Source organism: Enterococcus sp. S53 (genome assembly GCF_016516865.1).
In the GTDB taxonomy this organism is placed as follows: Bacteria; Bacillota; Bacilli; order Lactobacillales; family Enterococcaceae; genus Enterococcus_D; species Enterococcus_D innesii.
The window spans coordinates 116,977-129,155 of the sequence record NZ_JACVUH010000005.1 but is presented as its reverse complement, the minus strand read 5'-3'; the positions used below and the strand labels follow the sequence as shown (position 1 = coordinate 129,155).

Below are 12,179 nucleotides of genomic sequence, written 5' to 3'. Positions count from 1 at the left end.
GCATGGAAGAGCAATTAGTCAAAGAACCACACGTTGCCCAAGAGCTGGCTGCTTTGCAAAAGCTCTTATCTGATCATCCGATCGTTCAAGAATTTCAAGAAATCCAAGCAAGAGCCTTGCAAAACCAAGGGCTATTGGAGCTGGAAGAAGCGCTGAAGCAAGCGCAAAAAGAGATCGTTCAATTTGAGCATTATGAGAAACCTGAAGCAAAAAAAGCTGCCGAGCAGCGTTATGCGTCATTGACAAACGAATACGAGCAGCATCCTTTAGTGGTTGCTTATCGCCAAGCGTTACTGCAAGCAGATGAATTGCTGCAATATGTCACGACGGAGATCCAAAAGAAAATGAATAAAGCCATCGAGGAGGATGAAACCAATGCCTCAAAAAACTAAAAATACCCCGATGATGGAACAGTATTTAAGCATCAAGGCTCAGTACCAAGATGCTTTTTTATTCTATCGTTTAGGGGATTTCTATGAATTATTTAATGAGGATGCTGTCAAGGCAGCACAAATTTTAGAACTGACGTTAACCAGCCGCAACAAAAATGCGGAGGAACCGATCCCTATGTGTGGGGTGCCTTACCACGCCGCCAGCAATTACATCGACACCTTGATCGAGCAAGGCTACAAAGTAGCGATTTGTGAGCAAGTGGAAGATCCAAAAACCACCAAAGGAATGGTCAAACGCGAAGTCGTTCAACTGATCACGCCGGGAACGGTGATGGACAGTAAAGGCCTATCCGCCAAAGAAAACAACTTTTTGACAGCTGTTTTGCAGCAAGGGGAGCGTTTTGGCTTTGCCTATGTCGATCTAAGTACCGGTGAATTAAAAGCAGCGCAATTGGAAGATGAAGAAGCCGTCGTCAACGAGGCAGCCGCTCTGCAAACGAAAGAAGTCGTTTTGTGCAGCGAGATCCCTGAATCATTGCGAACAACACTGACCAATCGCTTGAATGTCGTGTTTTCTAAGCAAGAAACGTTGGAAGAAAATGCTGAATTTCAATTTTTAACAGAACCTCTCTCCCAAGAGTTAGAAAAAGTAGTCACAGGGAAGTTGCTAAGTTATTTGGCGATCACCCAAAAACGCAGTTTAGCCCATATTCAGCAAGCCGTTGAATATCAGCCGGATCATGCCTTGAAAATGGATCATTATTCCAAATTCAACTTAGAATTGACGCAGTCGATTCGAACCGGCAAAAAACAAGGGACTCTTTTGTGGTTGTTGGACGAGACAAAAACCGCAATGGGTGGCCGTTTGTTAAAGCAATGGTTGGATCGTCCCTTGATCCAGCCAAAGAAAATCACTGCCCGCCAAGAAATGGTCCAATCGTTACTGGACAGTTTCTTTGAACGAGCAGATCTGCAAGAAGCGTTGACGAAAGTCTATGACATGGAACGCTTAGTCGGACGGGTCGCCTTCGGAAATGTCAATGGCCGCGATTTGCTGCAGTTGAAATCTTCTTTGGAGCAAGTGCCTTTGATCGCGCAATTGCTGCAAGGGATCAACCGTGGCGAGTGGAATGACTTGCTGCTGGAATTAACGCCCTTAGATGATTTGGTTGCACTGATCGAAGCGGCGATCGATGAAGATGCCCCGTTGCAGATCACAGAAGGCAACATCATCAAAGACGGGTTCCATCAACAATTAGATGAATACCGTACGGCGATGCGTAACGGCAAGCAATGGCTGGCGGAATTAGAAGCCAACGAACGCCAAGCGACGGGGGTCAAAAACCTGAAAGTTGGGTTCAACCGCGTCTTTGGCTATTACATTGAGATCACGAAAGCCAATCTAGTGAATTTAGATACCTCTCGCTACGAGCGCAAGCAAACGTTAGCCAATGCGGAACGGTTTATTTCACCCGAGTTGAAAAAACTGGAGACTTTGATTTTAGAAGCCGAAGAGAAATCGGTGGATTTGGAATACCGCCTGTTTCTTGACGTTCGTGAAGAAGTGAAAAAGAGTATCACCCGTCTACAAAAGTTAGCCAAAGCCGTCAGTGCGGTCGATGTCTTACAAAGTTTCGCCACGGTTTCGGAACGTTACCAATACGTGCGGCCGACAGTAGCGAAAAAACGAGCGGTATCGATCATCGACGGCCGTCATCCTGTAGTGGAAAAAGTCCTTGGTCACCAAGAGTACATTCCGAATAGTATCGTGATGGATGAAGAAACAGAGATCCTGTTGATCACAGGACCAAATATGTCTGGGAAGAGTACGTACATGCGGCAGTTTGCCTTGCTAGTCATTATGGCGCAGATCGGCTGCTTCGTACCGGCACAATCTGCAGAGATGCCGATTTTCGATCGGATCTTTACTCGCATCGGTGCCAGCGATGATCTGATCGCCGGTCAAAGTACGTTTATGGTGGAGATGATGGAAGCCAACCAAGCGCTGCGTCATGCAACGCCTAACAGCTTGATTTTGTTTGATGAGTTAGGGCGTGGGACTGCGACCTATGATGGGATGGCATTGGCACAAGCCATCATTGAATATATCCACAAAGAAGTTCATGCCAAAACACTTTTCTCTACCCATTATCATGAGCTGACGGTTTTAGATGAGGAATTGGCACACTTGCGCAATGTCCATGTTGGTGCCGTTGAAAAAGAAGGCGAAGTCGTCTTCTTGCATAAGATGATGGAAGGGCCCGCAGATAAAAGCTATGGGATCCATGTAGCCAAAATCGCTGGACTGCCAAGTGCACTCTTACAGCGCGCAGCCACGATCTTAAAAGCGCTGGAAGAACATGAACCGACGGTACAGCCAAAACCAGTCGTCGAAGAAAGTCAGCAGTTGTCGTTGTTTAGCGAAGTATCTACGGAAGAAATCGGCGTTATCGATCAGTTGAAGAAATTGAATCTGTTGGAAATGACCCCGATGGATGCTCTGAATACATTGTACGAGCTGCAAAAACGAATTTAGAAAGAAGGTCAGCAGATGGGAAAGATCCAAGAGTTATCCGAACGTCTGGCGAACCAAATCGCGGCAGGAGAAGTCGTTGAGCGACCAGCTTCTGTCGTCAAAGAATTAGTTGAAAACGCCGTGGATGCCGGCAGTACCCAAATCGATATTTTTATTGAAGAAGCAGGCTTGCGTAAAATCCAGGTCATCGATAATGGCGAAGGAATTGCAGAAGAGGATGTCTTGACTGCCTTTAAACGCCACGCCACCAGTAAAATCCACAATCGAGATGACTTGTTTCGAATACGTACCCTCGGGTTTCGCGGGGAAGCTTTGCCTAGTATCGCTTCGGTTTCGATCCTCTCGATTGAAACGGCAGTCAAAGGCGCCCAACAAGGCTCCTTTGTGCGCTTAAAAGGCGGCGCTGTTGAAGAGCATTTGCCTGCGAACTTGCGGCAAGGAACCAAGATCACTGTCGAAAACCTCTTTTACAATACACCGGCACGTTTGAAATATGTCAAGACGCTGCAAACGGAACTAGCGAACATCGGCGATATCGTCAATCGGATCGCCCTGAGCCACCCAGAAGTGGCTTTTCGTCTCGTTCATGAAGGCAATAAGATGTTGAGCACCACTGGAAGTGGGCAGTTAAAACAAACCATCGCCGGGATCTACGGGGTGGAAACCGCCAAAAAAATGATCGCGATCGATACTGAGGACCTCGACTTTAAAGTCACTGGCTTTGTGTCACTGCCAGAAGTCACCCGAGCCAGCCGCAACTATTTATCCACGATCATCAATGGTCGTTATATTCGCAACTTCGCTTTGAATAAAGCAATCGTTGCTGGTTACGGATCAAAATTGATGGTCGGTCGTTTTCCATTAGCTGTCCTTGAAATCAAAATGGACCCCTTATTAGTCGATGTTAACGTTCATCCGACTAAGCAAGAAGTTCGCTTGTCAAAAGAAGAAGAACTGACCAAACTAATCAGTAAAGCCATCAATGAGGCGCTGCGGGAAATCAATTTGATTCCTAACGCGGCTGACAATCTGCGTTTTAAGAAAAAAGTTGCCGATCAGCCAAAAGCCCAGCAGCTTGGCTTGAAACTGGAGTCAGCAGGAAATTCGACTTCTGGGTTGTCTTATAATCGCGAAACAGGGAAATTTGAGGTGCAGGGCAACACTTATCAACAGACTGTGGATAACTCTGTGGAAAAACCTGTGGAGGAAGGTGGAAAACTTCCAGAAATGCCACAGGAATCTAGCGACAACCTGTTGGAAGAAACCGAGGAAACCTTTCGCAGTTTGGAAGAGACGCTGCCAAATAAGCCTGTCCGAAAACCATTTGTGGAAGAACAGACGGAAACAAAAGCGCCGCTGCCAGAAGCGCCTGCCTTTCTTCCAGATGAGACGCCAGAGCTTACGGCGCAAGATCTGCAAAGTCAAGCGACTCTTCACCCGGAAATGCATGGGGATGACCGCAACTACCTGAAAACGGTCGAACGGTTGCTGGAAGAAGAACCAGCGAAGGAGCGTTTTCCCCAACTGGATTATTTTGGGCAGATGCATGGGACCTATTTGTTTGCCCAAAGCGAGGCGGGGCTATATATCGTCGACCAGCATGCGGCACAAGAACGAATCAAATATGAGTATTACCGCGAAAAAATCGGCGAAGTGACCAATGATCTGCAAGAATTGTTAGTGCCGATCGTTTTGGATTATCCCAACAGCGATGCACTGCAATTGCAGGAACAAAGTGACAAGCTGGCAGAAGTCGGGATCCATCTGGAATCTTTTGGGACCAATAGTTTCATCGTCCGGGCGCACCCGACGTGGTATCCTAGCGGTGAAGAAGAAGCCATCATCCGCGAAATGATCGATATGTTATTGACCACAGGAAGTGTCAGTGTCAAAAAGTTTCGTGAAGCAACAGCGATCATGATGAGCTGCAAACGATCCATCAAAGCCAATCACTATTTGAATGAAGCACAAGCGCGAATCTTGTTGCAAGACTTAGCGAAATGCGAGAATCCCTTCAACTGTCCCCATGGACGCCCGGTGCTGATCCATTTCACCAACAGCGACATGGAGCGGATGTTCAAACGAATTCAAGATCCTCATCGAGCAAGGAGTGGCATGGAATGATTATTTTGGCTTCACAGTCGCCGCGGCGCAAAGAATTATTAGCGGAGTTAGTCCCGGAATTTGCGGTCATACCAGCGGATATCGACGAGTCAGTCCGACCGAACGAAGCGGCGATCCCTTATGTCCAACGGATGGCAGCAGAAAAAGCGGCGGCTATTACGCAAGCATATCCTGAAGATCTGGTGATCGCGAGCGATACGACGGTCGTGGTGGATGAAGAAATCTTAGGAAAGCCAGTAGACCGTAAAGATGCTCGGTCGATGTTGCGAAAAATGAGCGGACGGACCCATTGGGTGCATACCGCCGTCGTTTTACAAAAAGGCAAACAGCAACGCCAAGCAGTGGTTTCGACGGAAGTTGTGTTTCGTCCTTTGACGGATCAAGAGATCGACAAGTATCTTGTCTTAGATGAGTACCAAGACAAAGCGGGCGCCTATGGGATCCAAGGGGCGGCCAAAGTATTTGTCTCATCGATAACCGGCGATTTTTATACGATCGTAGGGTTTCCTGTCGCTACGGTCTATCAGTTGTTGCAAGAGTTTACGGAGGAGGAATAAGGATGGATGTTTCTGGTAGTTGTCTTTGCGGCAAAGTCACGATCAACTTGACGGGAGTTGCGAAAGAAATCACGGTTTGTCATTGTAGTCTCTGCCAGAAATTTCACGGCGGACCAATGTTTGCTCTTGCGCCATGCGCTGAGGACCAGATGGCTCTTCAAGGAGCGAAGTGGCTGCGACGTTACGATTCTTCTGAGTGGGCACAGCGAGGATTTTGCAGTCAATGCGGCTCGAGTCTGTTCTTTTACCTCAAAGAAACACACACCTATTTTTTTGCGGCTGGGTTATTTGGCAACTTGCCAGAAGCTGTCTTAACCGAAGAAATCTATACAAAAGACCAACCGCAGTTTTACCATTTTGCGGAACCAACGACTCGTTGGGAAAAGCTGCAAAACCCTTAAATAATTTGAGCAAGTCATTTTACATTCGCTAAGAAAAAAGGCATGATAGAGCATACAGGATGAGTCTAGAGGAAAAGCAGGTGAAAAAATGACAGATAAAAAAGAATTAAAAGAAAAATTGTCGCCGATCGAATATGCGGTGACCCAAGAAAATGCAACCGAACGCCCCTTTACTGGCGAGTATGATGATTTTTATGAAAAAGGGATCTATGTTGATATCGTCAACGGAGAACCATTGTTTGCTTCTACTGATAAATATGACGCTGGTTGTGGCTGGCCGTCCTTTTCGAAGCCGATCAGTCGCCAAGATATTCAAGAAAAAGCCGATTTTTCTCACGGCATGCATCGAGTAGAAGTCCGCAGCAAAGAAGCTGACTCTCATTTAGGACATGTTTTTTCAGACGGTCCTCAGGACAAAGGCGGTTTGCGCTATTGTATCAACTCGGCAGCATTGAAGTTCATCCCTTTGGCAGAAATGGATGAAAAAGGCTATGGCGAATTCAAATCACTCGTTGAGTAAGTATTAGGAACTGTGTGCGAAAAAAAGACGCAGCAGCATGTCTCGTTTGAAAAAATGCGACTGAAACAACGGTTTTTCCTCCGTTTGTTTCCTGCTAAGCCTTTTCCTTCGTTCACAGTCCTTTTTTTGCCCTCTCGTCTGTGCTACAATAAAGGGAACGTATGTACAGAAAGGAAAGCACATGTACGAATATATCATAGGAAAAGTAACGGCTATCTTTCCGGCGTATATCGTCGTTGAGACCCATGGCATCGGCTATCAGATCGCTTTTGGCAATCCGTATTCATTTAGCGGCAAGTTGAACCAAGAAGTAAAAATCTATCTGCACCAAGTGATTCGTGAAGATGCCCATAGTCTCTACGGCTTTGCCACGATCGAAGGCAAGCAGTTGTTTTTAAAATTGATCAGTGTCTCAGGTATTGGACCAAAGAGTGCGTTAGCAATCATGGCCAATGAAGACCATACGGGGTTGATCACGGCAGTCGAAAATGGGGACGTCAACTATTTGACTAAGTTCCCAGGTGTCGGTAAAAAGACGGCGCAGCAAATGATCCTAGACTTGAAAGGCAAAGTGGCTGAATTGGTGGGAGAAGAAGCGATCGTTCCTCTAAGCGTGGCAACGACTGCTTTAGATGAAGCAATGGAAGCCTTGAAAGCATTGGGTTATAGCGAAAAAGAAGTCAAGAAAGCCGAAAAACAATTAGCGGCGAATACGACAAAATCAACGGATGAGTACTTGCGGGAAGCTCTCCGATTGATGATGAAAAAGTAAGGAGCAAGTAGACGATGGATGAACGAATTGTTTCGCCAGAAAGCACTGAACAAGAAGAGATCATCGAAAAATCCTTGCGTCCGCAAACCCTTGCCCAATATATCGGACAAGACAAAGTCAAGCAGGAGCTTTCGATTTATATCCAAGCGGCGAAAAATCGAGAAGAAGCGTTGGATCATGTCCTCTTATATGGTCCACCAGGCTTAGGGAAAACGACGATGGCAATGGTGATCGCCAACGAGATGCAGGTGCAAATCAAGACGACCAGCGGTCCTGCGATCGAAAAACCAGGGGATTTGATTGCGATCTTGAATGAGCTACAGCCAGGGGATGTTCTGTTTATCGATGAGATCCATCGCTTGCCTCGTGTCGCCGAAGAAATGCTTTATTCGGCAATGGAAGATTTTTATGTGGATATCATGGTGGGGCAAGGGACAACGGCTCACCCAGTTCATTTTCCGCTTCCGCCATTTACCTTAGTCGGCGCAACGACGCGGGCGGGGATGCTCTCGGCACCACTACGGGATCGCTTCGGGATCATTTCGCATATGCAATATTATGAAGACCATGATTTAAAAGAGATCGTGCAGCGGACTGCGTCCATCTTTGAAACGGATATCGTGGAAGAAGGAGCGATCGAAATCGCCCGTCGGTCCCGAGGCACCCCGCGGATCGCCAACCGGTTGCTTAAACGAGTTCGCGATTATGCGCAAGTGCAAGCAGATGGCTTGATCGATCGCACCGTTGCTGATCAGGCATTGGCGCTTTTGGCAGTCGATCATGCTGGCTTGGATTATATCGATCAGAAATTGATTCGGACGATGATCGAATTGTATCAAGGCGGCCCGGTGGGATTAAGTACGATCGCTGTCAATATCGGGGAAGAAACCGAAACAGTGGAAGATATGTACGAACCGTTTTTGATCCAAAAAGGATTTTTGAAACGGACCTCACGTGGGCGGATCGCAACACCGTTAGCGTATGACCATTTTGGCTATCCGCAAAGAAGCGAATAGAAGGAAGCGGCAATCAGCAATGATTGCTGCTTTTTTGTGCATTTGGTGAAACGTTTCTTTTTATTTTTTAATAATTTCTGAGGAGTAATCGATGTTGGAAAAATGTGATATTTGTGAAATTTGATTAATTAGAAGTTCTTAGGGAAAAAATTTCATCTTAAAACATTGATATAAAAGCTTTTATATTTGTGAGGAACCCAACAAGATTTGTGAAAAAAGAAAAGCTGAAAAAAATAATTGGAAAGGCTTGCATTTTCGAATGGCAGCGGATATAATCTTTTTGTAGAAACGTTTCACCGAAGTGTGGAGATATACGTAGTGTTACGAGGATAGAAAGAAGGAGATTTTGTGTATGAGTAAACTGCAAAAGTTTTATAGTCAACGGCAGCTTCACTGGATGGTTTTTCCCGGCGTGGCATTTATGATCGTATTTAATTATATTCCGATCTACGGAATTATAATCGCTTTCAAAAACTATACGGTGATTGACACGATTTCATCAGCACCATGGGTCGGGTTAGAGAATTTCCGTATCATTATGAATGACAGTTTTTTCTGGGAAGCTGTTAGAAATACGTTAGCCATCAGCTTATTGAAATTAGGATTAGGTTTTGCGATCCCGATTGTGTTAGCCATTATGATTTTTGAAATGCAAGATGGCCGCTTGAAGAAATTTATTCAAACGGTTTCATACATTCCCCATTTTTTCTCATGGATCGTGCTAGGTGGGATGATGATTTCTTGGCTGTCAACGAACGGCTTTATCAACCAAGTGCTGATGTCTGTAGGATTGATGGACAAAGGGGTCAATCATCTATTGGATCCAAGCAAATATTGGTGGATCGCGGTCCTTTCTGATCTATGGAAAGAAGTCGGCTGGGGAACGATCCTTTACTTGGCAGGGATGTCGCGGATCGATCCAACGTTTTATGAAGCCGCACGAATCGATGGTGCCAGCAAGCTAAGACAGATTCGCTCGATCACATTGCCATTACTGACACCGATCATCTCCTTAAACTTGATTCTGAATGTGAGCGGTATCTTAGGGTCAAACCTAGATCAAACATTAGTTTTGATGAATTCACAGAACCAAAACCGTTCAGAAGTCATCAACTCCTTTGTTTATAAAATGGGGTTGACGCAAGGTGATTTCTCTTATGCAACTGCTGTCGGCTTGGGGATCGCGGTCATTTCCGTCATCTTATTGGTGATCACGGATCGAGTGACCCGCAAGTTGAACAACGGCAATTCAGTTATCTTATAGGAGGAAAAAACATGATCAAAAGAAAAGCAAAAGAAAACACATGGTTTTACTTCTTCAATACCGTGATCTTGATTTTATTCTCATTGATGATCATCGTACCGATTTGGAATATCTTGGTTTCCTCCGTGTCTTCTAGTTCTGGATTAGCGGGCAACGGCCTCGTGTTATGGCCCAAAGGCTTTACCTGGGAAAACTATCGGAAAGTTTTTTCCGACGCAAGTATCCCTCGTGCCTTCTTGATCTCAGTGTTAAAAACGGTTCTTGGGGCTGCGACCCATACCTTGTTTTGTGCGATCGTGGCTTACGGATTGAGTAAATCACGCTTGGTTGGCCGCAACATCTATACAACGATGGGGGTCATCACCATGTACTTCAGTGGTGGGATGATTCCAACGTACTTGCTGATTCGCTCGCTAGGATTACTGGATTCTTTCTGGGTCTACATTATTCCAGCTTTGTTCAGCTATTATGATGTCGTGATTTTAATGAACTTTTTCCGTGAGATTCCGCCTTCACTCGAAGAATCGGCGAAGATCGACGGTGCAAGTGAATTCCAAATCTTCTATAAAATCTTCTTACCATTAACGAAACCGGCATTGGCAACCATCATCTTGTTCAACGGGGTTGGCCAATGGAATGATTTTATGACGACAAAACTGTATATCACAAAAGAGTATCTCTATCCGCTGCAAATGAAGATTTATGAAATCATCGTCCAATCCAACTTGAGTACGATGACTGAAAGCGGTAGTACTGACTTTATCGTCCAAGCAACGACCCGTGGGGTTCAGTTGGCTACGATCGTCATCACGACAGTGCCAATTTTAATTATATATCCATTGCTTCAAAAACACTTTATCGGCGGTATGATGGCCGGTGCAGTAAAAGAATAGAAAGAGGGATAGACATGAAAAAAGTAGTAGGCGGTTTATTGGCAGCATCAGCATTACTCAGCTTAGCAGCATGTGGCGGCAGCTCAGACAATGCCAGCAGTTCGGATTTTTCTATCAAAGATCGGTATGAGTTAGATGAAAAGACACCAGCATGGAAACTCGATACCAAAGAAGAACCAACCAAGATCACATGGTACATCAATTCAGACTGGACAGCTTTGCCATTTGGTGAAGATGTGACGACAGCCCAAATCAAAAAAGATTTGAACATTGATATTGAATTTATTTCAGGGGATGATTCGAAATTAAATGCCTTGATTTCAAGTGGTGATATGCCTGATATCGTGACGTTGATGGATAAAACCAGTCAAGCAGCCACAAAAGCTGATAGCTGGGCATACTCATTAAACGATTTAGCGGAACAATACGATCCGTATTTGATGAATGTCGTGACCGAAGATACCTTCAAATGGTTTGCTTTAGATGATGGCAAAACTTATGGCTATCCAAACTATTCCAACACTGCAGCGGACTACGAAAACGGCAATATTCCCGTCAATGACAACTTTGTGATCCGTGAAGATGTCTATGAAGCATTAGGCAAACCAGATGTTTCGACTCCAGAAAACTATGTGAAAGTCATGAAAGAAATCAGCGAGAAATTCCCTGATTTGACACCGATGGGCTTCACAACGATCGGCGAAACAGCAGGGCCATTCTTAGATAAATTGCAAGATTTCTTAGGTGTTCCATTAGAAGATGAAGATGGAGCTTTCTACGACCGTAATTTAGATGAAGAATATATCTCATGGTTGAAAACCTTCAATCAAGTGTATCGTGACGGCAACATCAGTGATGACAGCTTTACTGATGACGGCCCAACCTATGATGAAAAAGTAAAACAAGGGGACTATGCAACGATCTTAGTCGCAGGAACGAGCGGACAAGGTGGGAACTTCACTGAATTCATGAAAAACTCTGACACACGCTACATCGCAATCGATGGCCCTGCCAGCACGTCTGGTCGTGAAGCAACCTTGAACCAAACAGGAATCTCTGGCTGGTTGATCAACTACATCACAAAAGATGCGGCGGATCCAGCAAAAGTAACCCAACTCTTCACGTACTTGATCGATGAACCAGGACAAATTTTGACAAAATTCGGTGTTGAAGGCGTGACGTATGAATACAACGATGAAGGCAAAATCGATTACTTGCCAGAAATCAAAGAAATGGAACAAACCGACAACGAAGGCTACAACAAAAAATATGGTATCAGCCGTTTCAACTACTTTAACAATGACCGCGTCAATGCACTGAAAGTCAAAACCGAAAATGCCTTGACTCAAATGCAAGAATGGGGCGAAGGCAAATTGTATCCACACTTTGTGATCGAAAATACGGATCCAGATGCCGGAACTGCTGAAGCACGTTCAAACACAGCCATCAAAACCAAAATCAACAGCACGATCATCTCATTGATCCGTTCAAAAGATGAAGGAACATTTGACAGCACACTAACCGACTTTGAAAGCTTCTTAGATTCAAACAACTGGGATGCAATCAAAGACATTAAAACTGAAAAAATGGCCGAAAACCGCGAACGACTAAAATAACCCCCAAAGGAGAGGAAAGGAAGCCAAAAAAAAGACCTTTCCTCTCCTTTGCTTTGAAACACAGGTTTTGCGCGCACTTTGCGCAAAA

General features: G+C 45.1%; 11 protein-coding genes. All 11 read left to right on the top strand.

Annotated elements, in window-relative coordinates:
* Positions 1–2: 2 nt before the first annotated feature.
* The 11 genes from IAE45_RS08750 (at position 3) to IAE45_RS08700 (ending at position 12,091) form a co-directional block, all read left to right on the top strand.
* Positions 3–392, top strand: a complete 390-nt coding sequence (locus IAE45_RS08750; protein ID WP_005227164.1) for a YlbF family regulator — start codon at positions 3–5, stop codon at positions 390–392.
* On the top strand, positions 376–2,928 hold the full coding sequence (gene mutS, locus IAE45_RS08745; RefSeq protein WP_096742126.1) for a DNA mismatch repair protein MutS: 2,553 nt from the start codon (positions 376–378) through the stop codon (positions 2,926–2,928). Before IAE45_RS08750 ends, mutS begins: the two co-directional genes overlap by 17 nt.
* Positions 2,929–2,943: 15 nt before the next feature.
* Complete coding sequence (gene mutL, locus IAE45_RS08740) at positions 2,944–5,052, top strand: DNA mismatch repair endonuclease MutL (protein WP_200125835.1); 2,109 nt, start codon at positions 2,944–2,946, stop codon at positions 5,050–5,052.
* Positions 5,049–5,609, top strand: coding sequence for a Maf family protein (locus tag IAE45_RS08735; RefSeq protein ID WP_077453872.1), 561 nt, complete (start codon positions 5,049–5,051; stop codon positions 5,607–5,609). The genes mutL and IAE45_RS08735 overlap by 4 nt, the downstream gene beginning before the upstream one ends.
* 2 nt (positions 5,610–5,611) lie before the next feature.
* Positions 5,612–6,010 (top strand): GFA family protein, encoded by a 399-nt coding sequence (locus tag IAE45_RS08730; protein WP_086293818.1) that lies wholly within the window; start codon positions 5,612–5,614, stop codon positions 6,008–6,010.
* A gap of 88 nt (positions 6,011–6,098) precedes the next feature.
* Positions 6,099–6,530, top strand: coding sequence for a peptide-methionine (R)-S-oxide reductase MsrB (gene msrB / locus IAE45_RS08725; protein WP_008376288.1), 432 nt, complete (start codon positions 6,099–6,101; stop codon positions 6,528–6,530).
* Between the two features lie 181 nt (positions 6,531–6,711).
* Positions 6,712–7,302 (top strand): Holliday junction branch migration protein RuvA, encoded by a 591-nt coding sequence (ruvA, locus tag IAE45_RS08720; protein ID WP_200125837.1) that lies wholly within the window; start codon positions 6,712–6,714, stop codon positions 7,300–7,302.
* Between the two features lie 14 nt (positions 7,303–7,316).
* Positions 7,317–8,318 carry a Holliday junction branch migration DNA helicase RuvB gene (gene ruvB / locus IAE45_RS08715; RefSeq protein ID WP_005227171.1) on the top strand — a complete coding sequence of 334 codons (1,002 nt, stop codon included), beginning with the start codon at positions 7,317–7,319 and terminating at the stop codon, positions 8,316–8,318.
* Positions 8,319–8,670: 352 nt separating this feature from the next.
* Positions 8,671–9,582, top strand: coding sequence for an ABC transporter permease (locus IAE45_RS08710; RefSeq protein ID WP_005232388.1), 912 nt, complete (start codon positions 8,671–8,673; stop codon positions 9,580–9,582).
* Between the two features lie 11 nt (positions 9,583–9,593).
* Positions 9,594–10,475, top strand: a complete 882-nt coding sequence (locus tag IAE45_RS08705) for a carbohydrate ABC transporter permease (protein ID WP_005227173.1) — start codon at positions 9,594–9,596, stop codon at positions 10,473–10,475.
* Positions 10,476–10,489: 14 nt separating this feature from the next.
* Entirely contained in the window at positions 10,490–12,091 is a 1,602-nt protein-coding gene (locus IAE45_RS08700) for a sugar ABC transporter substrate-binding protein (RefSeq protein WP_200125839.1), read from the top strand.
* The last annotated feature ends 88 nt before the right edge of the window (positions 12,092–12,179 follow it).